This is a genomic window from Streptomyces sp. NPDC107517 (genome assembly GCF_055582645.1).
Genome location: NZ_JBVJPM010000024.1, coordinates 1 through 25,448, shown reverse-complemented (window position 1 = coordinate 25,448; position 25,448 = coordinate 1). Strand labels below are relative to the sequence as shown.

Annotated in this window: 13 protein-coding genes, 1 tRNA gene and 1 rRNA gene; 4 read left to right on the top strand and 11 right to left on the bottom strand. The window is 70.6% G+C overall.

Annotated features, from left to right (window positions below; translation table 11 throughout):
• Positions 1-48: 48 nt before the first annotated feature.
• The 3 genes from ACZ67T_RS36265 (at position 49) to ACZ67T_RS36255 (ending at position 6,794) form a co-directional block, all read left to right on the top strand.
• Positions 49-4,956 carry an ATP-dependent helicase gene (locus ACZ67T_RS36265; protein WP_469989958.1) on the top strand — a complete coding sequence of 1,636 codons (4,908 nt, stop codon included), beginning with the start codon at positions 49-51 and terminating at the stop codon, positions 4,954-4,956.
• Positions 4,957-5,103: 147 nt separating this feature from the next.
• Positions 5,104-5,937: an Fpg/Nei family DNA glycosylase gene (locus ACZ67T_RS36260; RefSeq protein WP_469989957.1), complete on the top strand. Its 834-nt coding sequence runs from the start codon at positions 5,104-5,106 to the stop codon at positions 5,935-5,937.
• An 80-nt stretch (positions 5,938-6,017) separates the two neighbouring features.
• On the top strand, positions 6,018-6,794 hold the full coding sequence (locus tag ACZ67T_RS36255; protein ID WP_469989955.1) for an SDR family NAD(P)-dependent oxidoreductase: 777 nt from the start codon (positions 6,018-6,020) through the stop codon (positions 6,792-6,794).
• A gap of 696 nt (positions 6,795-7,490) precedes the next feature.
• Here ACZ67T_RS36255 and ACZ67T_RS36250 read toward each other — a convergent pair.
• The 8 genes from ACZ67T_RS36250 to ACZ67T_RS36215 all read right to left on the bottom strand — a co-directional run bounded on the left by ACZ67T_RS36250 (position 7,491) and on the right by ACZ67T_RS36215 (position 21,417).
• Positions 7,491-7,865, bottom strand: coding sequence for a helix-turn-helix domain-containing protein (locus ACZ67T_RS36250; protein WP_100591071.1), 375 nt, complete (start codon positions 7,863-7,865; stop codon positions 7,491-7,493).
• Positions 7,866-7,974: 109 nt separating this feature from the next.
• Positions 7,975-8,628, bottom strand: coding sequence for a CinA family protein (locus ACZ67T_RS36245; RefSeq protein ID WP_469989954.1), 654 nt, complete (start codon positions 8,626-8,628; stop codon positions 7,975-7,977).
• Complete coding sequence (pgsA, locus tag ACZ67T_RS36240; protein ID WP_469989952.1) at positions 8,625-9,305, bottom strand: CDP-diacylglycerol--glycerol-3-phosphate 3-phosphatidyltransferase; 681 nt, start codon at positions 9,303-9,305, stop codon at positions 8,625-8,627. Before pgsA ends, ACZ67T_RS36245 begins: the two co-directional genes overlap by 4 nt.
• Positions 9,302-10,762 (bottom strand): 30S ribosomal protein S12 methylthiotransferase RimO, encoded by a 1,461-nt coding sequence (gene rimO, locus ACZ67T_RS36235; RefSeq protein ID WP_469989950.1) that lies wholly within the window; start codon positions 10,760-10,762, stop codon positions 9,302-9,304. The genes pgsA and rimO overlap by 4 nt, the downstream gene beginning before the upstream one ends.
• A gap of 78 nt (positions 10,763-10,840) precedes the next feature.
• Positions 10,841-11,722 (bottom strand): helix-turn-helix domain-containing protein, encoded by an 882-nt coding sequence (locus ACZ67T_RS36230; protein ID WP_469989948.1) that lies wholly within the window; start codon positions 11,720-11,722, stop codon positions 10,841-10,843.
• 279 nt (positions 11,723-12,001) lie between these two features.
• Positions 12,002-14,830 carry a DNA translocase FtsK gene (locus ACZ67T_RS36225; protein ID WP_469989946.1) on the bottom strand — a complete coding sequence of 943 codons (2,829 nt, stop codon included), beginning with the start codon at positions 14,828-14,830 and terminating at the stop codon, positions 12,002-12,004.
• A 115-nt stretch (positions 14,831-14,945) separates the two neighbouring features.
• Positions 14,946-15,629, bottom strand: a complete 684-nt coding sequence (locus tag ACZ67T_RS36220; RefSeq protein WP_469989944.1) for a response regulator — start codon at positions 15,627-15,629, stop codon at positions 14,946-14,948.
• Between the two features lie 274 nt (positions 15,630-15,903).
• Positions 15,904-21,417: a HAMP domain-containing protein gene (locus tag ACZ67T_RS36215; RefSeq protein WP_469989942.1), complete on the bottom strand. Its 5,514-nt coding sequence runs from the start codon at positions 21,415-21,417 to the stop codon at positions 15,904-15,906.
• A gap of 325 nt (positions 21,418-21,742) precedes the next feature.
• On the opposite strand from ACZ67T_RS36215, the gene ACZ67T_RS36210 reads away from it, so the two are divergent.
• A complete protein-coding gene (locus tag ACZ67T_RS36210; RefSeq protein ID WP_469989941.1) occupies positions 21,743-24,367 on the top strand; it encodes a SpoIIE family protein phosphatase in 2,625 nt (874 codons plus the stop codon).
• A 52-nt stretch (positions 24,368-24,419) separates the two neighbouring features.
• On the opposite strand, the gene ACZ67T_RS36205 is transcribed toward ACZ67T_RS36210, so the two are convergent.
• From ACZ67T_RS36205 to rrf, 3 genes are all read right to left on the bottom strand, one after another.
• Positions 24,420-24,492, bottom strand: a tRNA-Thr gene (locus tag ACZ67T_RS36205).
• An 85-nt stretch (positions 24,493-24,577) separates the two neighbouring features.
• On the bottom strand, positions 24,578-25,240 hold the full coding sequence (locus ACZ67T_RS36200; protein ID WP_469990061.1) for a DegT/DnrJ/EryC1/StrS family aminotransferase: 663 nt from the start codon (positions 25,238-25,240) through the stop codon (positions 24,578-24,580).
• Between the two features lie 114 nt (positions 25,241-25,354).
• Positions 25,355-25,448 (bottom strand): 5S ribosomal RNA (rrf, locus tag ACZ67T_RS36195); the annotation flags it as partial.

Below are 25,448 nucleotides of genomic sequence, written 5' to 3'. Positions count from 1 at the left end.
TTTGCGCAGGTCCGGGCCGTTGTCAGTGGGGAGGTGCACGATGGGTGCATGGTCAGGTCCGCACGCAGCCCGCTCGACGGTTTCTCCCCCGCGACCCGCAGTTGGTTCACGGGGGCGTTCTCCGCGCCCACGTCCGCGCAGGCCGGGGCGTGGCAGGCCATCGGCGAGGGCTCGGACGTGCTGGTCGTCGCGCCGACGGGTTCCGGCAAGACGCTGGCCGCGTTCCTGGCCGCCCTGGACCAGCTGGCGTCGACGCCACCGCCGGCCGACCCGAAGAAGCGCTGCCGCGTCCTGTACGTCTCGCCCCTCAAAGCCCTCGCGGTAGACGTGGAGCGCAATCTGCGCAGCCCGCTCACCGGTATCCGGCAGGAGTCGGTGCGCCTGGGACTGCCCGAGCCCGAGGTGAAGGTCGGCATCCGCTCCGGGGACACTCCCCCGGCCGAGCGCCGCGCCCTGTCGACCCGGCCGCCGGACATTCTGATCACGACGCCCGAGTCGCTGTTCCTGATGCTCACCTCCGCCGCGCGTGACGCGCTCACGGGCATCGAGACGGTGATTCTCGACGAGGTGCACGCGGTCGCGGGCACCAAGCGCGGCGCCCATCTCGCGCTGTCCCTGGAGCGCCTCGACGAGCTGCTCCCCCGGCCCGCCCGCCGGATCGGACTGTCGGCGACGGTCCGCCCTGTGGACGAGGTGGCGCGCTATCTGTCGCCGCAGCGCAAGGTGGAGATCGTCCAGCCGCGCTCGGGCAAGGAGTTCGACCTCTCGGTGGTCGTGCCCGTGGAGGACCTGGGCGAGCTCGGCGGCTCACCCGTCGCGGACTCCGACCAGGGCGCGGAGCGGCCGTCCATCTGGCCGCATGTCGAGGAGCGCATCGCCGACCTGGTCCAGTCGCACCGCTCGACGATCGTCTTCGCCAACTCCCGCCGCCTGGCCGAGCGCCTGTGCAACCGGCTGAACGAGATCGCGTACGAGCGGGCGACGGGCGAGGCCCTCCCCGAGGACCACGCACCGGCCGAGCTGATGGGCGGCTCGGGCGCGGCGAACGGAGCGCCGGCGGTCATCGCCCGCGCCCACCACGGATCGGTCTCCAAGGAGCAGCGCGCCCTCGTCGAGGAGGACCTGAAGGCGGGCCGGCTGCCCGCCGTGGTGGCCACGTCCAGCCTCGAGCTGGGCATCGACATGGGCGCGGTGGATCTCGTCGTCCAGGTGGAGTCCCCGCCCTCCGTGGCGTCCGGCCTCCAGCGCGTGGGCCGTGCGGGACACCAGGTGGGCGCGGTCTCCACAGGCGTCGTCTTCCCGAAGTACCGGGGTGACCTCGTCCAGGCGGCGGTGGTCACCGAGCGGATGCGCACGGGCTCCATCGAGTCCCTCCGCATCCCCGCCAACCCCCTGGACGTGCTGGCCCAGCAGCTCGTCGCGATCACGGCGCTCGACACCTGGCAGGTGGACGACCTGCTGGCGCTCGTCCGCCGTGCGGCCCCCTTCGCATCGCTTCCGGAGTCCGCGTTCACCGGCGTTCTCGACATGCTCGCGGGCCGCTATCCCTCCGACGCGTTCGCCGAGCTGCGTCCACGCGTGGTGTGGGACCGCATCGCCGGCACGGTCACCGGACGCCCCGGTGCCCAGCGCCTGGCCGTCACCTCCGGGGGCACGATTCCGGACCGCGGCCTCTTCGGGGTGTTCCTCGCCGGATCCGACCCCAAGAAGGGCGGGGGCCGGGTGGGTGAGCTCGACGAGGAGATGGTCTACGAGTCCCGGGTGGGCGACGTGTTCACCCTCGGTACGAGTTCCTGGCGCATCGAGGACATCACGCGCGACCGCGTGCTGGTCTCCCCCGCGCCCGGCGTCCCGGGCAGGCTCCCGTTCTGGAAGGGCGACCAGCTCGGCCGCCCGCTCGAACTGGGGCGCGCGGTGGGCGCGTTCCTGCGCGAGGTCGGCTCCCTGTCCACGGAGGACGCGCGGCTCCGGCTGCTCGCGGCGGGCCTGGACGCGTGGGCCGCCGACAATGTGCTGGCCTATCTGTCCGAGCAGCGCGAGGCCTGCGGCCACATCCCGGACGACCGCACCATCGTGGTCGAGCGGTTCCGTGACGAGCTGGGCGACTGGCGGGTCGTCGTGCACTCCCCCTTCGGCGCGCAGGTGCACGCCCCCTGGGCGCTCGCTCTCGGCGCCAGGCTCGGCGAGAAGTACGGCATGGACGCCCAGGTGATGCACGCCGACGACGGCATCGTGCTGCGCCTTCCCGACGCCGACCTCATGAGCCTCGACCTCCTGGACCAGGAGCCCTCGAAGGCCGGTTCGGAGTACGACGCCGACCAGGCGCCCCTCGGGGCCGCCGACGTCTCCTTCGACAAGGGCGACGTCAGCCAGATCGTCACCGACCAGGTCGGCGGCTCGGCCCTGTTCGCGGCCCGCTTCCGCGAGTGCGCGGCCCGCGCGCTGCTGTTGCCCCGCCGCAACCCCGGCAAGCGCACCCCCCTGTGGCAGCAGCGCCAGCGCGCCTCCCAACTCCTCCAGGTGGCCAGCGAGTTCGGCTCGTTCCCGATCGTCCTCGAAGCCGTACGGGAGTGCCTCCAGGACGTCTTCGACGTGCCCGGCCTCGCCGAGCTGATGGGTGACATCGAGTCCCGCAAGGTCCGCCTCGTCGAGGTGACGACCCCGGAGGCCTCTCCGTTCGCCCGCTCCCTCCTGTTCGGCTATGTCGCCCAGTTCCTGTACGAGGGCGACTCCCCGCTCGCCGAGCGGCGCGCCGCGGCGCTCTCGCTGGACTCGCGGCTGCTCGCCGAACTGCTCGGCCAGGCCGAGCTGCGCGAGCTCCTCGACGCGGACGTGCTCGCCGAACTGGAGCAGGAGCTCCAGTGGCGCACCGACGACCGCCGCATCAAGGACGTCGAGGGCGTCGCGGACCTGTTGCGCGTCCTCGGGCCTCTCACGGACGCCGAGTTGGCGGACCGGGGCGCCGAGCCGGGGTGGGCCGAGGAGCTGGCGTCCGCCCGCCGCGCCATCCGGGTCCGTATCGCGGGAGCCGACCACTGGGCGGCGATCGAGGACGCGGGCCGGCTGCGGGACGCGCTCGGCACCGCGCTGCCCGTCGGCGTGCCCGAGGCCTTCACGGAGCCCGTCAAGGATCCTCTGGGCGACCTTCTCGCCCGGTACGCGCGCACGCACGGCCCGTTCACCTCGGCCGCGGCCGCCACCCGCTTCGGCCTCGGCGCGGCGGTCACGGACGGCGCACTGCAACGCCTGGCGGCGAACGGGCGGGTGGTGCAGGGCGAGTTCCATCCGGCCGGCATCGGCCAGGAGTGGTGCGACGCGACGGTGCTCCGCCGACTGCGCCGGCGCTCGCTCGCGGCCCTGCGGCACGAGCTGGAGCCGGTCCCGCCCGCCGCCCTCGCCCAGTTCCTGCCCCAGTGGCAGCACTTGGGCGGGCACGGACTGCGCGGTGTCGACGGTCTGGTGCGCGCGGTGGAGCAGTTGCAGGGCGCGTCCGTACCGGCGTCCGCCCTGGAGAAGCTCGTCCTGCCGTCCCGGGTCTCGGGCTACACGCCCGCGATGCTCGACGAACTCACGGCGTCGGGCGAAGTCGTTTGGGCAGGCGCGGGCTCCCTGCCCGGCAAGGACGGCTGGGTCTCCCTGTACCTGGCCGACACGGCACCCCTGCTGCTCCCCGCACCGCACCCCCTGGAGCTCACCGCTCTCCACCAGTCCGTCCTGGACACGCTCTCCGGCGGCTACGGCCTGTTCTTCCGCCAGATCGCCGACCAGGTCCGCGCGACGACGCACCCCGACGCCACCGATCCTCAACTGGCGGACACACTCTGGGATCTCGCCTGGTCCGGGCGGCTCACGAACGACACGCTGGCCCCGATGCGCTCGCTCCTCGGGTCGGGCCGCACCGCGGGATCCACGGCTCATCGCGCCCGCCGCGCGATCCCGCGCGGCCGCTACGGGGGCCTCACCGCCGCCGCGCGGACCGCCTCCCGCTCGGGCCCGCCGACCGTCGCGGGCCGCTGGTCGCTGCTGCCCACAGTCGACCCCGACCCGACCGTGCGCGCCCATGCCCTGGCCCGCACGCTCCTCGACCGGCACGGCGTCGTGACCCGGGGCGCCGTCGCCGCGGAGGGCGTGGAGGGCGGCTTCTCCGCGGTGTACCGCATCCTGTCCGCCTTCGAGGAGAGCGGCCAGGCCCGGCGGGGGTACGTCGTCGAGGGCCTCGGCGCCGCACAGTTCGCGATGGACGGCGCGGTGGACCGCCTGCGCGCGGCCGCGAACGCACGCGACCGCGGGGACACCCCGCCCGACCCCTACGCCGGTCCGCCCGGGGCTCCCGTGAACTCCGCGACCGACCCGTCGGCGGCCTGGGATCCGTCGTGGTCCACCGCCACCGGACCGCACCCCATCCCGGACTTCCCCCCGGACTTGCCCCCCGGCCTCTCCCCGGACGCCGTCCCGGATTTCCCCCCGGACTTCGCGGAACACAACGCCTGGCCCGCACACGGCCGCCCCGGCCCCGATCGCACCCCGCGCCGCCGAAGAGCCGCGTCCAGAGCCATCGTTCTCGCCGCCGCGGACCCGGCGAACGCCTATGGCGCTGCCCTGACCTGGCCCGACTCCCCCACCGGCGCCGGACACAAGCCGGGCCGCAAGGCGGGCTCCCTGGTCGTGCTCGTCGACGGCGAGCTGACCCTCTACATGGAGCGCGGCGGCAAGACCCTGCTGGCCTGGCCGGCGTCCGAAGGCGACGCCGGCGCGCTCTCCGCGGCCGAGGTCGCCGAGGACTCCCGGCTGCCCGCCGCCGCGGAGGCACTGGCCGACGCCGCCAGAGCGGGTTCCCTCGGCACGATCACCGTGGAGCGGATCAACGGCTCCGCGGCTCTGACCTCACCGTTCTCGCCCCTCCTGGAAACGGCCGGCTTCCACGCAACCCCGCGAGGCCTACGCCTGCGCGCGTAGACCCGACCCCGCGCGGAAGGCGCCCACCCGATCCCCCACGACGTCACCCCAAACCGCACCGGCCCACCACTCCCCCATGCCGGCCCCGCTCCTCACGCCGGCCCACGCCGACCACCCCACTGCTGTCACCCGTGCCACCCTTGACCCATGCCCGAAGGAGACACCGTCCTGCAGACCGCGCGGCGTCTGCACACCGCCCTCGCGGGCCAGGTGCTCATCCGCTCCGACCTGCGCGTGCCCCGCTTCGCGACGGCCGACCTGACCGGCCGCACGGTCCTCGACGTCATCCCGCGCGGCAAGCACCTCCTCACCCGCATCGAGGGCGGCCTCACCCTGCACTCGCACCTCCGCATGGACGGCTCCTGGAAGGTCTACGCACTCGGCGAGCGGTGGACCGGCGGCCCCGGCCACCAGATCCGCGCGATCCTCGGCAACGCCACCCGCACCGCCGTGGGCTACCGCCTCCCCGTCCTCGAACTCATGCGCACGGCCGACGAGATCAAGGTGGTCGGCCACCTCGGCCCCGACCTGCTCGGCCCGGACTGGGACGCCGAAACGGCCCTGCGCAATCTGCTCAGCGACCCGGCCCGCCCCCTCGGCGAGGCACTCCTCGACCAGCGCAATCTCGCGGGCATCGGCAACGTCTACAAGTCCGAGCTGTGCTTCCTCCTCCGGGTCACCCCATGGCTGCCCGTCGGCGACCTCCCCGACGACACCGCCGCTCGACTCCCCGAGCTCGCCAAGGAGCTCCTCGAAGCCAATCGCGACCGCCCCGCACGCGTCACCACCGGCAGCGGCCGCCCCGGCCAGCGGCTCTACGTCTACGGCCGGGCGCCTCGCCCCTGTCTACGCTGCCGCACCCCGATCCGCGTGGCCGACCAGGGCGACGGCTCCCGCGACCGCCCCACCTACTGGTGCCCCTCCTGCCAACACGGCCCGGCCCCACGCCCGTACGCCAAGAAGCCCGCGCGCGCCAGATAGCTCAGCCCTCAGCGGAACGACACCAGATAGCCCGTACAAGCTAATTGACGATGCGTCAGAAATGCTCGTACGGTCCCCTCATGCCCGTCACCGCGTACGACCTCACCGGACGCACCGCATTCGTCACCGGCGCCGCGAGCGGCATCGGACGCGCTTCCGCCCTGCTCCTGGCCGACGCCGGAGCCACCGTGCACTGCGCCGACCGCGACGCGCAGGGCCTGCACGAGACGGAGACGCTGATCAAGGCCAGGGGCGGCACGGCGCGCACTCACGCCCTCGACGTCGCGGACCGCACCCAGCTCGCCGAAGCGGTGGCCGCGGCCGTCGATGCGACGGGCCGTCTCGACGTCATGGCCGCGATCGCCGGGATCATGCACAGCAGCCCCGTCCTGGAGACCCGCGACGAGGACCTCGACCGCGTCCTCGGCATCAATTTCAAGGGGGTGCTGTACGCCTGCCAGGAGGCCGCCCGCGCCATGATCGCGACAGGCACTCGCGGCAGCATCGTCACGATGGCGTCGGGCGCCGTGGACACCGGCGGCCCCGGACTGCTCTGCTACGGCGTCTCGAAGGCCGCGGTCGTCCAGCTGACGAAGACCCTGGCGACCGAGGTCGGCCCGCAGGGCATCCGCGTCAACGCGGTCGCGCCCGGCTGGATCCGTACGCCCATGACCGGCCGCCACGACGCGTCGGAGCAGTCGCACACCGAGGCTCTGATGGTCCGGATGTCCCCGCTGGGCCGCGTGGGCGAGGCGGACGACATCGCCCACGCCGTCCTGCACCTGGCGTCGGACGCGTCATCGTTCACGACGGGCCAGATCCTCCGCCCGAACGGCGGCGTCGCCATGCCCTGGTAAGCAGGCCGGCCCTCGCGGACCGCCTCGCTCTCATCCCCGCCCCATCGGTCCCTGTCGCCCCCACAGCCTCCCCAGATGGCCGCCTCGCCCCCACAGCCGCCTCAGAAGACCGCCTCGCCCCCACAGAAGTCCCGCCCCGCCTCACGGCCCCCACCTCCCTCTCGGCCCGGGCCTTGGGCACACAGTGCACCGGCAGCAGGCTCAGCCCCCACCCGCCGGCCGCCACGGCCCCCTCGAACGCTCCCGCGTCCGGCGAGAAGGCCAGCCGCAGCATGCCCCACCACCACAGCGCCCCGAAGGCCACGGCCGGTATCCAGCGCGCGTTCCGCCACACCCCGGCCGGTATTCCGCGCACGGTCCGCCACGCCACGGCCGCCACCTCCTGCCCGATGCCGGATCGGATCGAACCCGAACGCCGGCGCCACCCGGCGGCAGGGCGCTCCGGAGGCGTTCCCGCACACCGAAGGCGCTCCCGCGCACGTCGAAATCCCCTTCACCATGGCACGAATGCCCTGATGCGGGCATGTCGAGCCTCTCCCGCCCCCTGGCCCACCACTCCAAGGACCCCCGTCCGCCCCCTGACACCCCGCATCCGCCACCCACACCCTCGACGTGCAAAAGCCCCGGCCGATCTCCCGGCCGGGGCTTTCACACACTTATGAGTGACACCTGCACGAGGCATCACGCCGCGCGAACTCACGCAGCGACGACGTCCACCGCTTCCGCAGGCGCCTTGATGGTCACCCGTTCCGGTGGGACACCGGCCACGGAGACAGAATTGAGCCGCGGGCGAACCGGTGCGGGCACCGGATCAGTAGCCGCTGCCGACTCGGCCAGCTCGGCGAGAGCGAGCTCGTCGCTCACCTCGCGCATGAGCTCGGACATCCGTACGTCAAGCGCGTCGCAAATAGCGGACAGCAGCTCGGAGGATGCCTCCTTCTGCCCCCGCTCCACCTCGGAGAGATAGCCGAGCGAGACTCGGGCGGACGAGGAGACTTCGCGCAGAGTACGGCCCTGGCGCTGGCGCTGCCGACGCAGCACGTCACCCAGCAGGCGACGGAGCAGAATCATCGGTGGCTCCCTCCTCGGACCGCGTAGCCGCATCCTTCACGCCCCACCGTACCGCCTTGCGCCGCGGCCGTGCGGGGAGCGATGTCGTGTTCACTCAGGGCTGTAAACATCAAAACCCCCCGTTCTGTTCCGTATCCTGTGCCCGCTCATTCTCTGCGCGTTCGCTCAAGAGCCGCTCGAGCAGCAGCTCAAGCACACTCCGTACACTCTTCATACGGATTTCCGAACGGTCGCCGTTCAACCGCAACGCGGCCACTTTCCGGCTACGAGCGAAACTGCCGGCCTGGGCCCCGAAGCCCTCAACCCCGGCGCCGGCTCCCGCGTCAGCCCCTCCGGAGCCCGCCTCGAAGGACGTGGAATCCCCCGGGCCGGCGACGGCCACGAACACCGTCCCCACCGGCTGTCCGTCCTGTTCGTCGGGTCCGGCCACCCCTGTGGTCGCGATTCCCCAGTCCGCGCCGAGGACCCTGCGCACCCCGGTCGCCATCTGCAGGGCGACCTCGGGATCAACCGCCCCTCGCTCGGCCAGGAGAGTGCTGTCGACGCCGAGGACGTCCCGTTTCAGCTCGGTCGCGTACGAGGTCACGGACCCGCGGAAGACGCGTGAGGCGCCGGGCACCGAGGTGATGCCGGCCGCCACGAGGCCGCCGGTGAGCGACTCGGCGACCGCGAGGGTCTCGCCGCGCTCGGTGAGCAGCCGGAGCACCACGGCGGCGGTGGCGAGGCCGTCCGCCCCGCCACCGCCGACCGCTCCGGACGTCACTGCTCCGCCGCCGCCTCACGTTCGTCGCGGGCGGCACGCTCGTCCGCCATGCCCTGCCGCCGCAGCACCACGGCCTGCTTCACGTAGTCGAGGCCGGTGAGCACGGTCAGCGCGACCGCCACCGCCATCACCCAGAACCGGAAGGTGGCCAGCGGCCCGGTCAGCGCCAGCACGTACATCCCGACCGCCGTGCCCTGCGCGAGAGTCTTCATCTTGCCGCCGCGGCTGGCCGGGATCACCCCGTACCGGATGACCCAGAAGCGCAGCAGGGTGATCCCGAGCTCACGTCCGAGGATCACTCCCGTCACCCACCAGGGGAGGTCGCCGAGGCTGGAGAGACAGAGGAGGGCCGCCCCCATGATCGCCTTGTCGGCGATGGGGTCGGCGATCTTCCCGAAGTCCGTGACCAGGTTGTACGTGCGCGCCAGATGCCCGTCGAAGACATCCGTGATCATGGCGACGGCGAAGGCCGCCCAGGCCCAGGCGCGCCAGACGGGGTCGTAACCGCCGTCGGCGAGCAAGAGCACGACGAAACCCGGCACCAGGAGGAGCCGGACCATGGTCAGGATGTTCGCGATGTTCCACAGGCTGGCCTGGTTGACGGCCGCAGCACCCAGCTTCCCGCCGGGCGCCGGCCTACCGGAACCGCCCGTAGCGGACGCCGGGACTCCGGTCATCTGCCCGCCTCCTCAGAACACCCGAGCGGCTCGGCGACCAGGTCCACGCCCTGGGTGCCGATCACCTTTGCCTCGACGATACGACCCACGCTCAGGCCCTCGCTGCTCGTGAGCAGCACCTGTCCGTCCGTCTCGGGCGCCTGGTGCTCTCCGCGCCCGACAGCGCCGTCCTCGTCGTCGATGGACTCGACGAGCACGTGGACCGTCTCGCCGACGCGCTCGTCCGCGCGCTGCGAGACCAGCTCCTCGGCGAGCCTCGACACGCGCGCGAGGCGCTCGGCGACGACGTCCTCGTCGAGCTTGTGCTCGTACGTCGCGGCTTCGGTGCCCTCCTCGTCGGAGTAGCCGAAGATGCCGATCGCGTCGAGGCGGGCGCCGGTGAGGAAGCGCTCCAGCTCGGCCAGGTCGGCCTCGCTCTCGCCGGGGAAGCCCACGATGAAGTTCGACCGGACACCGGCCTGCGGCGCCCTGTCCCGGATCGTGGAGAGCAGGTCGAGGAACCGGTCGGTGTCCCCGAAGCGCCGCATGGAGCGCAGCACGGCGGGCGCCGAGTGCTGGAACGAGAGATCGAAGTACGGGACGACCTTGTCGGTGCCCGTGAGGACGTCGATGAGGCCGGGGCGCATCTCGGCGGGCTGGAGGTAGCTGACGCGCACCCGCTCGATCCCATCGACGGCGGCCAGCTCGGGCAGCAGCGTCTCCAGGAGTCGGATGTCGCCGAGGTCCTTGCCGTACGAGGTGTTGTTCTCGGAGACGAGCATGACCTCCTTGACGCCCTGTTCGGCGAGCCAGCGCGTCTCACCGAGGACATCGCTGGGCCGGCGCGAGATGAAGGAGCCGCGGAAGGACGGGATGGCGCAGAACGAGCAGCGGCGGTCGCAGCCGGACGCCAGCTTCACCGAGGCGACGGGGTTCGACCCGAGGCGGCGGCGCAGCGGGGCACGGGGGCCGGACGCGGGCGCGAGACCGTCGGGCAGGTCCACGGGGGCGTGTCCGGGGAGCGCCACCTCGGCGCCCGCGTCCTGCCGCTCGGCAGGGCTGATCGGCAGCAGCTTGCGCCGGTCACGCGGGGTGTGGGAGGCGTGGATGCCGCCGTTGAGAATGGTCTGGAGCCGGTCTGAGATGTCGGCGTAGTCGTCGAAGCCGAGCACGCCGTCGGCCTCGGGGAGAGCTTCCGCCAGGTCCTTGCCGTACCGCTCGGCCATGCAGCCGACGGCCACGACGGCCTGGGTTCTGCCATGGCCCTTGAGGTCATTGGCTTCGAGAAGGGCGTCGACGGAGTCCTTCTTGGCGGCTTCGACGAAGCCACAGGTGTTGACGACAGCGACGTCTGCGGCCTCGGCGTCCTCGACGAGCTCCCAGCCGTCCGCCTCCAAGCGGCCTGCGAGCTCCTCCGAGTCCACCTCGTTACGGGCGCAGCCAAGAGTGACAAGGGCGACGGTACGGCGTTCGGGCATGGACTCAAGACTACTTCGTCCCACCGACAGCCCCGCCCGCGAGGGTTACCCGGAGATCATCGCCGGGCAACCTCCCGCTCATCCGACCTCGGGATCACCCTTGGTGTAGGTAAGGCGCTCGACCTGTCCGGGCTCGAACTCGTTGTCCACCTGCTTGCCGTTCACGTACAGCTGGATGGCGCCCGCATCGCCGAGGACGAGGTCGACCTTCTGGTTGTCCTGGAACGTCTTCGACTCACCCTGTTCGAGCAGGCCGTCGAACATGATGCGTCCGTTGTGGTCCTTCGCGGAGATCCAGCTGCGGCCGTCCGCCGCGTTGATCTTGACGGTGACCTTGTCCCGGGGCGCGGCCGCGATCGCGCTGTCGGACGGCTCGGGCTTGGGATCGGTGGGCTTGGTGGGCTTGGGGGTCTGCGTGGGCTTCGGCTTGCCGGTGGCCGGTGTCGCACCCTCGGCAGCCTGCTGCTTGGCACCGCCGTCGTCGCCGCCGCCGAACGCGGTGAACCCGACGAAGCCGATCACCGCGACGATCGCGGCGACCATGGCCGCCGTCCAGTTCGGCCGGCGCGGCTCGGACCTGATCCGCTCGGCCTCGAAGAGCGGAGCGGCCGGGGTCGGCGCGGGCCGCCCGCCGTGCTCGTCGGCGAACTGGGCGAGAAGCGGCACGGGATCGACGCCCACGGCGCGCGCGATGGTCCGGATGTGACCGCGGGCGTAGACGTCGCCGCCGCACCGGGAGAAGTCGTCCTCCTCGATCGCGTGCACGATCGGGACGCGCACCCGCGTGGACGTACTGACTTCGTCGACGGTCATCCCGGCGTCGACGCGCCCCTGACGGAGGACGCGTCCGATCGAGGGACGGTCGTCCGCGGGCGCGGGCGCCTGCTCGACGGCCGGTGGGGGCGTCGCGTGGAGGTCATCCGAAGGACGGTCGTCTTCAGGGGAGTTGCCGATGGACACGGGGGCGCCTTTCGAGCGTGTAACCACCTGCTGGAGGTTCAGTCTAGGGGGGGTACGAAAGGGTGGGGCAACCGGGCGGTCAGACTTTGTACGCCATCGGAATGGCCGGACACAACGGCCGGTCGTCCCGATGCTGGGACACCTACCTGGCCCCTCCCTCAACTTGACGTACAAGGAGGGGAAACGGTTGCCTCACGCTCCCTTACGAGTGAGCGTCGATCGCGAGTGTGAGCCGTCCGTTCTTACTGCGGGGCACGCGCTGCACTTGCGACGCGCGCCTCAGGGTTGAGCCTCCCCGCGGATCACGGCGAGCACTCCATCGAGTTCGTCAGGCTTCACCAGAACGTCACGTGCCTTCGAACCCTCGCTCGGGCCCACGATGTTCCGCGACTCCATGAGGTCCATGAGCCGCCCGGCCTTCGCGAAGCCGACGCGCAGCTTGCGCTGGAGCATCGACGTGGACCCGAATTGCGTGGAAACGACCAGCTCAGCGGCCTGGCACAGCAGATCGAGGTCGTCGCCGATGTCCTCGTCGATCTCCTTCTTCTGCTTGGTCCCGACGGTGACGTCCTCCCGGAAGACGGGCGCCATCTGGTCCTTGCAGTGCTGGACGACGGCGTGGATCTCGTCCTCGGTGACGAACGCGCCCTGCATACGGGTGGGCTTGTTCGCGCCCATCGGGAGGAAGAGCCCGTCGCCCTTGCCGATCAGCTTCTCGGCGCCCGGCTGGTCGAGGATGACGCGGCTGTCGGCGAGGGAGGAGGTGGCGAAGGCGAGCCGGGAGGGCACGTTGGCCTTGATGAGGCCGGTGACGACGTCCACCGACGGGCGCTGGGTGGCGAGCACCAGGTGGATGCCGGCCGCGCGCGCGAGCTGCGTGATGCGCACGATCGAGTCCTCGACGTCCCGCGGCGCGACCATCATCAGATCCGCGAGCTCGTCGACGATGACCAGCAGATACGGGTAGGTCTTCAGCTCGCGCTCGCTGCCCTCCGGCGTCTTGAGTTTGCCGTCGCGGATCGCCTGGTTGAAGTCGTCGATGTGCCGGTATCCGAACGCCGCGAGGTCGTCGTAGCGCAGGTCCATCTCGCGCACGACCCACTGCAGCGCCTCGGCGGCCCGCTTGGGGTTGGTGATGATCGGCGTGATCAGGTGCGGGATGCCCTCGTACGCGGTCAGCTCGACGCGCTTGGGGTCGACGAGGACCATGCGCACGTCCTCGGGGGTCGCCCGGCACATGATCGAGGTGATCAGGCAGTTGATGCACGAGGACTTTCCGGAGCCGGTGGCGCCGGCGACGAGGATGTGCGGCATCTTCGCCATGTTGGCCATGACGTAGCCGCCCTCGACGTCCTTGCCGAGCGCGACGAGCATCGGGTGGTCGTCCTCGGCCGCGTCGGCGAGGCGCAGCACGTCGCCCACGTTGACCATCTCGCGGTCGGTGTTCGGAATCTCGATACCGACGGCTGACTTGCCGGGGATGGGCGAGATGATCCGGACGTCCGGGGACGCGACGGCGTAGGCGATGTTCTTCGCCAGCGCCGTGATCTTCTCGACCTTCACGGCGGGGCCGAGCTCGATCTCGTAGCGCGTGACCGTCGGGCCGCGCGTGAAGCCGGTGACGGCGGCGTCGACCTTGAACTCGGAGAAGACGTTCGACAGCGAGTCGACGACGGCGTCGTTGGCCGCGCTGCGCGCCTTGCCGGGGCCGCCGCGCTCCAGGAGGTCGAGCGAGGGCAGCGCGTAGGTGATGTCGCCGGACAGCTGGAGCTGCTCGGCGCGCGGCGGGAGGTCGCGCGGGGCCTCGGGGGCCGACTTCGTCAGGTCGGGCACGCCGGCCTTGGCCGCCGCGGACGCGAGGGCCGACTTCGTCAGGTCGGGCACACCGGCCTTGGCCGCCGCGGCCGCAGCCGCGGGCTCCGAAGCCGCCTCGCCGGCATCCTTCACCGGAGTCTTCGCCCGCGCGGTCGGCACCGGCGCCGTGCGCTCCGGAGCACTCCCCCGCTCCGTACCGACCCCCTGCGTCAGATCGGCGACGAGCGGCGACGGCGGCATGCCGTGCAGCACGGCCCCGTCGAGCGCGGCAGCGGCCGCCGCGGCCACGTCGACCGCGTCCATGGGCCGGGTCACGACGGGCTGCACAGGCGTGCGCCGGGGCCTGCGCCGCTTGGAGAGCGCCTCCTGCTCCGCCTGGTCGGGGTCGTACGCCTCCGGGCCTGCCGGGCGCCGCCTGGAGCGCGCAGGCAGGGACTCGCGCCACTGGTCGTCGTAGCGCTCGTCGTCGTCCGTCGCGCCGTCGGCGCCGAGAAGGTCGTCCTCGGGGTCCGGATGGACGACGCCGAGCTTCACGCCGAGCAGCCGCAGCCGCTGCGGGATCGCGTTCACGGGCGTCGCGGTGACCACAAGCAGTCCGAAGACGGTGAGCAGGACGAGGAGCGGTACCGCGAGCACCTCTCCCATGGTGAAGCTCAGCGGCGTGGAGGCGCCCCAGCCGATGAGCCCTCCGGCGTCCCTTATGGCCTGCATGCCATCGGTGCGGGCGGGCGAGCCACAGGCGATGTGGACCTGGCCGAGCACGCCGATGACGAGCGCGGACAGGCCGATCACGATGCGCCCGTTGGCCTCGGGCTTCTCGGGGTGCCGGATGAGGCGTACGGCGATGCCACCGAGCAGCAGCGGTACGAGCAGGTCGAGGCGGCCGAACGCGCCCGTGACGAGCATTTCGACGAGGTCACCGACGGGTCCGCGCAGATTGGACCAGGTGCCCGCCGCGACGATCAGCGCCAGGCCGAGGAGCAGGAGTGCGAGGCCGTCCTTGCGGTGTGCCGGGTCGAGCCCCTTGGCGCCACGTCCTATGCCGCGGAACATCGCGCCCACGCTGTGCGCGACGCCGAGCCAGAGCGCGCGTGCGAGCCGGTACACGCCCCCGGTGGGGCTGGGCGCCGGCTTGGGCGCGGGCTTCTTCGCCGCGGCCTTCCTCGGGGACGCCTTCTTGGCCGCGGGCTTCTTCGCGGCCGCCTTCTTGGCAGGGGCCTTCTTCGCCGGAGCCTTGGTCGGCGCGGCCGCCTTCTTCGCGGGCGACTTCTTGGCTGCGGGACGTGAGGCCATGGGTGTGAGGTTACCGGTGGAGACCACCGCGGACACGTGTGCCTACTGCTTCACCCGTCCGTGTCGCGGATCGGTGTGCCCGAAGGTGACGTTTCCTCAAAAGGCGGGCTGCTGCTCAGTTCTGCGAGGGAAGTGACGGTGCGCCGCTTCCCGCGCCGGGCTCCAGGGCGTCAAGAGCGCGCCGTAGTCCGGTGAGTTTGCGCTCGAGATGAGCTGCCGTGGCGACCGCGGCGGCGTCCGCCGACTCGTCGTCGAGCTGCTTCGAGAGCGCCTCGGCCTGCTCCTCAACGGCCGCGAGCCGCGCGGAGAGTTCGGCCAGCAGCCCGGCCGGCTCCTTCGCGTCGCCGACGTCGGACTTCCCGCCGCCCTCGAGCTGGAGCCGCAGCAGGGCGGCCTGCTCCCGCAGTTGGCAGTTCTTCATGTACAGCTCGACGAAGACCGAGACCTTCGCGCGCAGGACCCACGGGTCGAACGGCTTCGAGATGTAGTCCACCGCACCGGCCGCGTACCCACGGAACGTGTGGTGCGGGCCGTGGTTGATGGCCGTGAGGAAGATGATCGGGATGTCGCGTGTCCGCTCACGGCGCTTGATGTGCGCCGCGGTTTCGAAACCGTCCATTCCCGGCATCTGAACATCCAGCAGAATGACCGCGAAATCGTCCGTGAGTAGCGCTTTGAGTGCTTCCTCCCCGGACGATGCCCGCACCAGTGTCTGATCGAGCGCGGAGAGGATGGCCTCCAGCGCCAGCAGATTCTCCGGCCGGTCATCGACCAGGAGGATCTTGGCCTTCTGCACCATGGCCCGCCCTCCTCGCCCCGGCATGGGGCCGCCCCTGTCCGCAGGACTTGGGACGGCTCCGGAAGCCGCCCCAGAGGGCGACTCCCTTGCGTCGCCCGTCCTTGTGCCGGTCATGGTAGCCGCACCCCGCCTGTCGCCACACCCTGTCACCGCGATGTCACTGTGCACGTAGCACAAACGCAGTGGGAGACCAGAAGGTTCCCCGGATACCGCACTTCTACACGGCTTCGGCCACAGTCAGTCAACAACTGCTCAGTAACGCACACCTCCCCGGTCACTCCCCGCGCATCCACTGCTCCATCACCGTAAGCAGATGATCCGGGTCGACCGGCTTCGTGACGTAGTCGGAGGCCCCGGACTCGATGGCCTTCTCCCTGTCGCCCTTCATCGCCTTCGCCGTGAGCGCGATGATCGGCAGCCCGGCGAACTGCGGCATCCTGCGGATCGCCGTCGTCGTCGCGTAGCCGTCCATCTCCGGCATCATGATGTCCATCAGGACGACCGTCACGTCGTCGTGCTGTTCGAGGACCTCGATCCCCTCCCGGCCGTTCTCGGCGTACAGCACGGACAGACCGTGCTGCTCCAGGACGCTGGTGAGCGCGAAGACGTTACGGATGTCGTCGTCGACGATGAGCACCTTCTCGCCACCGAAGAGGAACGTCCGTCGCTCCTGCGGCGCCCCTTCCTGTCCGGTCCCCGCCCACTGCTCCTGGGCACGGTCCTGCGCGGGTGCCACCGGCGCCTGATGCCCGGGCTGCCCCGGCAGCGCCGGCCGCTGTTCGCGCGCGGCCACCTGCTTGCGGCGCCGCCTGAAGAGCGCGGCGGGACCGTGCTGGGTGTCCTGGTACGACCTGACCTCCGGCGGCATCGACGCCTCGGGCGGCATGGCACCCTCCATCGGCACGGCGTGCATCCCCGGCTCGATGGTGGGCGCGAGCTGCGGGTAGCCCTGCGGCGGCAGTTCGCTCGCGTGCAGCGGCATGTACAGCGTGAACGTGGAGCCACGGCCCGGCTCGCTCTGCGCGTGGATCTCACCACCGAGGAGCCGCGCGATCTCACGGCTGATGGACAGGCCGAGGCCCGTACCGCCGTACTTGCGGCTCGTCGTCCCGTCGGCCTGCTTGAACGCCTCGAAGATCACCCGCATCTTGCTGGCCGCGATGCCGATGCCGGTGTCGGTCACGGAGAAGGCGATCAGGTCGCCGTCCGCCTCCCGCAGGGAGCCCGCCTCGAGGAGCTGCTCACGGATGGCGTTGGGCACGTCCGCGCCCGCCGGCCTGATGACCAGCTCGACGGCTCCGGAGTCGGTGAACTTGACCGCGTTGGACAGCAGGTTGCGCAGCACCTGGAGCAGGCGCTGTTCGTCCGTGTGGAGCGTCGCGGGCAGTTCGGGAGAGACCCGTACGGAGAAGTCGAGCCCCTTCTCCGCGGTCAGCGGGCGGAAAGTGGCCTCTACGTAGTCGACGAGTTGCACCAGCGCGATGCGGGTCGGCGACACGTCCATCTTGCCCGCCTCGACCTTCGACAGGTCGAGGATGTCGTTGATCAGCTGGAGCAGGTCGGAACCGGCGCCATGGATCGTCTCGGCGAACTCGACCTGCTTCGGGGTCAGGTTCGCGTCCGCGTTGTCGGCGAGCAACTTGGCCAGAATCAGCAGGGAGTTGAGCGGCGTACGCAGCTCGTGCGACATGTTCGCCAGGAACTCGGACTTGTACCGCATGGAGACCGCGAGCTGCTCGGCGCGCTCCTCCAGGACCTGCCTGGCCTCTTCGATCTCGGTGTTCTTGACCTCGATGTCGCGGTTCTGCTGAGCGAGCAGCTCGGCCTTCTCCTCCAGCTCCGCGTTGGACGCCTGGAGCGCCTTCTGCCGGTTCTCCAACTCCGCCGAGCGCTCACGCAGTTGCTCGGTGAGCTCCTGCGACTGCTTGAGCAGCACCTCCGTCTTCGTGTTGACGGAGATGGTGTTCACGCTCGTCGCGATCATCTCGGCGATCTGGTTCAGGAAGTCCTTCTGGATCTGCGTGAACGGCTGGAACGTCGCCAGCTCGATCACACCGAGGACCGTCCCCTCGAAGAGCACCGGCAGCACGATGACGTGTGCGGGCGGCGCCTCCCCGAGCCCGGAAGCGATCTTCAGATAGCCCTGCGGCACGTTCTCCACGAGGATCGCGCGCTTCTCCTGGGCCGCGGTCCCGATGAGCGTCTCACCGGGCCGGAACGAGGTCGGCATGGACCCCATCGAGTAGCCGTAACTGCCGAGCATCCGCAGCTCGTACGCGTCCTCGGGCGACGAACCGGCCTCGGCCTCGTCCGTCGGCAGCGCCAGGAAGAACGCGCCGTGCTGGGCGGAGACGACCGGCGTCAGCTCGCTCATGATCAGCGAGGCCACGTCTTCGAGGTCGCGGCGGCCCTGCATGAGGCCGGAGATGCGCGCCAGGTTGCCCTTCAGCCAGTCCTGCTCCTCGTTGGCGATCGTGGTGTCGCGCAGGTTGGAGATCATCTTGTTGATGTTGTCCTGGAGGACCTGGATCTCGCCCGCCGCGTCGACGTCGATCTTGAGGTTCAGGTCGCCGCGGGTCACCGCCGTGGCGACGGCCGCGATGGCGCGCACCTGACGGGTCAGGTTTCCGGCCATCTCGTTCACGGACTCGGTCAGGTCGCGCCAGGTGCCGTCGACGTCGCGCACGCGCGCCTGACCGCCGAGCTGGCCCTCCGTACCCACCTCGCGGGCCACCCGCGTCACCTGCTCGGCGAACGAGGACAGCTGGTCGACCATCGTGTTGATGGTCGTCTTGAGTTCGAGGATCTCGCCCCGGGCGTCGATGTCGATCTTCTTGGTCAGGTCGCCCTTGGCGATGGCGGTCGTGACCATCGCGATGTTGCGGACCTGTCCGGTCAGGTTCGACGCCATGCCGTTCACGGACTCGGTGAGGTCCTTCCACGTGCCGGAGACTCCCGGTACGCGCGCCTGACCGCCGAGGATGCCGTCGGTGCCCACCTCGCGGGCCACCCGGGTCACCTGGTCGGCGAACGAACTCAGCGTCGTCACCATGGTGTTGACCGTGTCGGCGAGCTGCGCGACCTCTCCGCGCGCCTCGACCGTGACCTTCTTGGTGAGGTCTCCGTTGGCGACGGCCGTCGCGACCTGCGAGATGTTTCGCACCTGGCTGGTCAGGTTGTTGGCCATCAGGTTGACGTTGTCGCTGAGGTCCTTCCAGATGCCTGTGACGCCCCGCACGCGCGCCTGACCGCCCAGCTGGCCCTCCGTACCCACCTCGCGGGCCACTCGGGTCACCTGCTCGGCGAACGACGACAGCTGGTCCACCATCGTGTTGACGGTCGTGACGAGTTCGAGGATCTCGCCCTTCGCGTCGACGGTGATCTTCTTGGACAGGTCACCCCGCGCGACGGCCGTGGTGACCTCGGCGATGTTGCGCACCTGGAGGGTCAGGTTGTTGGCCATGCCGTTCACGGACTGCGTGAGGTCCTTCCAGGTGCCGGAGACACCCTGGACCTCGGCCTGTCCGCCGAGGATGCCCTCCGTACCCACCTCGCGGGAGACCCGCGTGACCTGCTCGGCGAAGTTCGAGAGCTGGTCCACCATCGTGTTGAGGGTGTTCTTCAGCTCCAGGATCTCGCCGCGCGCGTCCACGTCGATCTTCTGCGACAGGTCACCGCGCGCCACCGCCGTGGCGACCTGGGCGATGTTGCGCACCTGGGCGGTGAGGTTGCCGGCCATGCCGTTCACGGAGTCGGTCAGGTCGCGCCACACACCGGCGACGCCGGGCACCTGCGCCTGACCGCCCAGCCGGCCCTCCGTACCCACCTCGCGGGCCACCCGCGTCACCTGGTCGGCGAACGCGGAGAGCTGGTCGACCATCGTGTTGATGGTGTTCTTGAGTTCGAGGATCTCGCCGCGCGCGTCCACGTCGATCTTCTGCGACAGGTCGCCCCGCGCCACCGCCGTGGTCACCTGCGCGATCTGACGCACTTGCGAAGTCAGGTTGCCCGCCATGAAGTTGACGGAGTCCGTGAGTTCCTTCCAGGTACCGGACACGCCGTCCACGCGCGCCTGACCGCCGAGGCGGCCCTCGGTGCCCACGTCGCGCGCCATGCGCGTCACCTGGTCGGCGAACGACGACAGCTGGTCCACCATCGTGTTCACGGTGTTCTTCAGCTGGAGCATCTCGCCGGACACGTCGACGGTGACCTTCTGCGACAGGTCGCCGTTGGCCACCGCCGTCGTCACCTGCGCGATGTTGCGGACCTGGCCCGTCAGGTTGCGGAAGGCCGTGTTGACGGAGTCCGTCAGGTCCTTCCACGTACCGGCCGCGCCCTGCACGTGCGCCTGGCCGCCCAGCTCACCCTCGACACCGATCTCCCGCGCCACGCGCGTGACTTCCGAGCCGAACGCGGAGAGCTGATCGACCATCGTGTTGACGGTGTTCTTCAGTTCGAGCATCTCACCGGCGACATCGACGGTCACCTTCTGCGAGAGATCACCGTTCGCCACCGCCGTCGTGACGGTCGCGATGTCGCGCACCTGAGTGGTCAGATTCCGGAAGACCGTGTTCACCGAATCGGTGAGGTCCTTCCACGTTCCCGCCGCACCCGGCACATTCGCCTGGCCGCCGAGCTGCCCTTCCGCACCGACCTCGTTGGCCACGCGCGTGACCTCGTCGGCGAACGTGCGCAGCGTCTCGGTCATCTGGTTGATCGTCTCGGCGAGTTGGGCGACCTCGCCGCGTGCCGACACCGTCACCTTCTGCGAGAGATCGCCGTTGGCGACCGCCGTCGTGACCTGGGCGATCCCGCGCACCTGGGCCGTCAGGTTGCCGGCCATAAGATTTACGGAATCGGTGAGGTCCTTCCACACTCCCGCCACACCCGGCACCTGCGCCTGGCCGCCGAGCTCGCCCTCCGTGCCCACCTCGCGGGCCACTCGGGTCACCTCGGAGGAGAACGACGACAGCTGGTCCACCATCGTGTTGACGGTGTTCTTCAGTTCGAGCATCTCGCCCGCGACGTGAACCGTGACCTTCCGGGACAGATCGCCCTTCGCCACCGCGGTCGTCACGAGAGCAATGTCACGCACCTGGGCCGTCAGCCGGTACGCCATGGTGTTGACCGAATCCGTGAGGTCCTTCCACGAACCGGACATACCGCGCACCCGGGCCTGACCGCCCAGCTTGCCCTCCGTGCCCACCTCACTGGCCACGCGCGTGACCTCGTCGGTGAACGTCGACAGCTGGTCCACCAGGTTGTTGACGGTGCGCCCGACCTTGAGGAACTCGCCCCGCAGCGGATGGCCGTTGCCGTCCGGCACCTGCGAGCGCAGCTCCATGCGCGGCGACAGATCACCCTCGGCGACCGCCGTGAGCACCCGTCCGACCTCGGAGACCGGGCGTACGAGGTCGTCGACCAGCGCGTTCGAGGCGTTGATCGCCGCGGCCCAGGAGCCCTCACAGGCGCCCGTCTCGAGCCGTTCGGTGAGCTTTCCCTCACGCCCGACCATCCGCCTCACCCGCGACAGCTCGCCGGTGAGGTGCAGATTCCGGTCCGCGACCTCGTTGAAGACCGCCGCGATCTCGGTCATGAGGCCGTCGCCCGACACCGTGAGCCGCTTGCGGAAGTTGCCGTCCCGCATCGCCACAAGCCCGGCGAGCAGTCTGTTCAGGGCAGCGGTGTCCACCGCTGTGGTCCCATTGCGCGGTTTACGCTGTTTCGCCAGGGACTGTCCGCCCTTTGCGCGCGTATTCGTGCCTCGCGACGCTGCGCCAGACTCCACTGTGTCCCTCCCGCAAGGGTCGGCCGTACTGCTCGGATTGCTCGGGTTCTCTTCGGAAGCCTGCCCAGTGTTTCACCATGGCAGAACCAGGCCATAACAGTTCGGCAGCTTCGCACACCGTCCGCACACCCTCCGGGCGGAAACACTGGCGACCGGCATCCGCATGGACGGCGAAGGTAAGTAACCTTGCATGCGGCTGTCCACCCACCCCGGTCCGCCCGGCCAGGGCGGTGGCACGAGGACTACGGGCATCGGAGGGGGCGGCCGCGCCATGAGTTCGGGAGACCTGGGCGTCGAGACTCGTACGACTGATACAGGGAGTTCTGTGATCACCGCTCGCGCGGCTGCCACCTTCGACCCCGTCGGGCGGTCCGTCGCGACCGCCCGCGCCTTTGTGCGCGACACCCTCCAGGGGTGGGGCTTCCCCGACATCATCGACGACGCGGTCGTCCTGACCAGCGAGCTCGTGACGAACGCCGTGGTGCACGCCGGCACCTCCGCGGAGGTCCTGTGCCTGCGCACCGACGAAGGCGTACGCATCGAGGTCGCGGACCGCTATCCGGAGCGCGAGATTCCGCTCCAGCAGTCCGCGATCAACATGGGAAGCCCCGACCGCGAGGGCGGCCGCGGCCTCCAGCTCTGCGCGGCCCTCGCCACCCGCTGGGGCGTCGACTACACGCCGACGCACAAACTCGTCTGGTTCCAACTCGCCCTTCCCCAGCGTTCGGTGGGCACCCGCACCGCGGGCCCCGCGCTCCCCACCGACCTCCTGCCGCTGGCCGACGGCAGAGTCCGGGTCGCCGTCGTGCAGATCGACCGCACGGGAGCCGTCGCCGCCTGGAGCGAGGACGCGGAGCACCTGTTCGGATATGTCGCCGAACAAGTCGTCGGCAAACCCCTCACCGACTTCGCGGCCTGGCCGCACACCCCCGGCACGAGCACGGGAATCGCCGACGCGCTGCAGTTCTCGCGCTGGGAGGGCAGTTACGGCATCCGCGGCGCCAACGGCCGCGTGACGCCCGTCTACGCGTCCCACCTCCGCGTCCGCGACGCCAACGGCGATCCCTCCACGGTCTGCCTCCTGGTACGCGACCACGAGCGCGCGGTCCTCCAGACCCCGCTGCGCGGCCAGACCACCTCGGAGACCGGCACGCTGTCCGAGGGCAACGCGTCCGACCCGTTCCAGGTCTTCATCGGCTCACCCGCCCCCGACGACCTCGACGGCCTGCTCCAGCGCACGGTCGAACGCGCCCGCGACATGCTCGACGGCGACTCCGCCTTCCTCCTGCTCGCGACGGACGACGAGACCGAACTCGAGGTCCGCGCCTCCACAGGCCTTCCCTCGGCCCGCCAGCGCTTCGCCCGCGTCCCCGTGGAGGTGGGCCCCGGCCGCTACGGCTCGGCCCGCATGCCGGCCGTCCACGAGGACCTCACGGTCGTCCCCGGCGCCGTCCCGCTCCTCAACGGCACGGGCATGCGCTCGGTCGTCACGGTCCCGCTCAAGGTCGAGGGCCGCCTCACCGGCTCCCTCGGCGTCGCAGCCGAGGCACCCGACCGGTACTCGAACGAGGAGGCCCTGCGCCTCCAGTTCGCCGCCGACCGCATCGCACTGGCCGTCGAGTCGGCCCGCCTCGGCGAGCTCGAAAAGCTCCGCCGCGGCTCGCTCAGCTTCCTCGTCGAGGCCTCCGACCTCCTCGCCGGCACCCTCGACCGCGACCAGACCCTGGCCCTGATGGCCCAGATGACGGTCCCGACGCTCGCCACCTGGTGCGCCGTCTACACGATCGCCGACCAGTCCTCGGAGCCGTACCTCTCGTACGTCCTGCACGAGGACGAGGAGCGCATCGACGGCCTCAAGGCACTCCTCTCCAAGATCGCCCCGCCCGACCCGGTCCCCACCCCAGGAGCCCGCGTCTGGGCGGCGCCCGCCGAGGCGGCCCACCAGGCGGCTCTGCGGACGTCCATGCGCAGCCTCGGCCTCGGCGCACCCGCCAGCGTCAGCTCGGGCATCGGCACCACCCTCGCGACGGCCTCCGCGGTCGGCGGCGAGACGGTCGTCCTCCCCCTGGTCGCCCGCAACCGCGTCATCGGCATGCTCACGCTCGGCAAGCCGTCCGACGAACACTTCCGCCAGGAAATCCTTGAACTGGCCGAGGACTTGAGCCGCCGTGCCGCGCTCGCCCTGGACAACGCGCGCCTCTACTCGGAGCGCATGGCCATCAGCCAGTCCCTCCAGCGAAGCCTGCTCCCACCGGAGCTCCCGCACATCCCGGGCGTCGAGGTAGAGGTCATCTACCGCGCGGCCGGCGAGGGCAACGAGGTGGGCGGCGACTTCTACGACCTGTTCCCGATCCGCGACGGCGCCTACGGCTTCGCCATCGGCGACGTCTGCGGTACGGGCCCCGAGGCCGCGGCAGTGACCGGCCTGGCCCGTCACGCCCTGCGCCTCCTGGCCCGCGAGGGCTTCGGCGGCCCCGCGGTCCTGGAGCGCCTGAACGCCGCGATCCTCGACGAGGGCGCCCGCAGCCGCTTCCTCACCCTCCTCTACGGCGAGTTGTGGCCGCAGGAGGACGGCTCGGCGGTCCTGAAGATGGTGTGCGCCGGCCACCCGCTCCCCCTGCGCCTGCGCCAGGACGGCACGGTCGAGCCGTACGCCGAGCCGCAGCCGCTCCTCGGCGTCATGGAGGACCTGGAGCTCTACGAGCAGACGATGACGCTCGACCCGGGCGACGTCCTCCTCTGCGTCACGGACGGCATCACCGAGCGCCGCGAAGGCATCCGCATGCTCGGCGACGACGGCCTGGCGGACGTCCTGACGACCTGTACGGGCCTGACGGCCGGCGCGGTGGCGGCCCGCATCATGCGCGCGGTCGAGCGATTCGCGTCTGACGCCCCTTCGGATGACATGGCCATCCTGACGATGCGCGTCCCGGAACTCCAGAAGGACTGAGAGGCCCAACGCAAAAGGCCCCCGCCCGAAAGGGCGGAGGCCTTTATGTCTGAGCCCCCAAGCGGAATCGAACCGCTGACCTTCTCCTTACCATGGAGACGCTCTACCGACTGAGCTATAGGGGCCTGTTGCTTTCCCGGGGTTTCCCCCGCAGCAACGGAATTAAGCATACCCGAACTTCAGCTCGGTTCGAACCGCCCCGCCTGCGCGTCAGAAAGCAGGCTGCAGCAGCCCGCCGAGCGCATTGCACGCGGAGACGACCTTCTGCAGCTCGCGCCGCGACAGCATGGCACTGACGGGCAGCGCCAGAGTCTCGTCGGCGGCCCGCTCGGTCTCCGGCAACGCGACGTCACGCCGGAACCGCGGCAGCCGGTGCACGGGCGTCTTCACCGGCACGCGACACTCAACCCCCCTGGCCCGCACGGCATGCGCGAACGCGTCACGGTCGGGCCGCCCGTTGCCGGGCACCCGGACGACGTACTGCTGGTAGGTGTGCCGCTCGCTCCAGGCGGGTGTCTGTACGCCGCTGAGCCGCGCGTTCAGATATCCGGCGTGCGCCCGCCGCTCGGCGAGCCCGTCGTGCGGCTGCTCCGATTCGCCCTGCTCCAGGACGAGCAGCCCGCGCCGCCCACCGATCTCCCGAAGCCGCGCCACATCGGCCGGCTGCCCGAAGCGGTGCACGGCGATGATCGCCGCGGTGTGTGCGCTGACGCCGCTCTCGACCGAGGCGGGGGCGAGGCAGTACGTGTCCGGATCTATGTCCGCGAACACGGGCCTGGCTCCGGCCAGTTCGACGGCCTCCGCGACCTCGACGTTTCCGTAGGCGGGCACGATGACCTCGTCACCGGTTCCGATACCGGCGGCCCTCAGCATTGCAACTGTCCCCATGACACGGGATGTTGGCTGCGCAACGTGAACGACAAGTGACACAAAACAAAAAAGAGCTGGTCCCTGAACCGAAGTTCAGGGACCAGCTCTATAAAAGGAGTTCGGCGGCGTCCTACTCTCCCACAGGGTCCCCCCTGCAGTACCATCGGCGCTGTGAGGCTTAGCTTCCGGGTTCGGAATGTAACCGGGCGTT

Excerpts from the sequence above, each read along its gene's own strand:
- ACZ67T_RS36265 (WP_469989958.1), top strand. The coding sequence starts at position 49 with ATGGTCAGGTCCGCACGCAGCCCGCTCGACGGTTTCTCCCCCGCGACC.
- ACZ67T_RS36260 (WP_469989957.1), top strand. The coding sequence starts at position 5,104 with ATGCCCGAAGGAGACACCGTCCTGCAGACCGCGCGGCGTCTGCACACC.
- ACZ67T_RS36255 (WP_469989955.1), top strand. The coding sequence starts at position 6,018 with ATGCCCGTCACCGCGTACGACCTCACCGGACGCACCGCATTCGTCACC.
- ACZ67T_RS36250 (WP_100591071.1), bottom strand. The coding sequence starts at position 7,865 with ATGATTCTGCTCCGTCGCCTGCTGGGTGACGTGCTGCGTCGGCAGCGC.
- pgsA (WP_469989952.1), bottom strand. The coding sequence starts at position 9,305 with ATGACCGGAGTCCCGGCGTCCGCTACGGGCGGTTCCGGTAGGCCGGCG.
- rimO (WP_469989950.1), bottom strand. The coding sequence starts at position 10,762 with ATGCCCGAACGCCGTACCGTCGCCCTTGTCACTCTTGGCTGCGCCCGT.
- ACZ67T_RS36225 (WP_469989946.1), bottom strand. The coding sequence starts at position 14,830 with ATGGCCTCACGTCCCGCAGCCAAGAAGTCGCCCGCGAAGAAGGCGGCC.
- ACZ67T_RS36220 (WP_469989944.1), bottom strand. The coding sequence starts at position 15,629 with ATGGTGCAGAAGGCCAAGATCCTCCTGGTCGATGACCGGCCGGAGAAT.
- ACZ67T_RS36200 (WP_469990061.1), bottom strand. The coding sequence starts at position 25,240 with ATGCTGAGGGCCGCCGGTATCGGAACCGGTGACGAGGTCATCGTGCCC.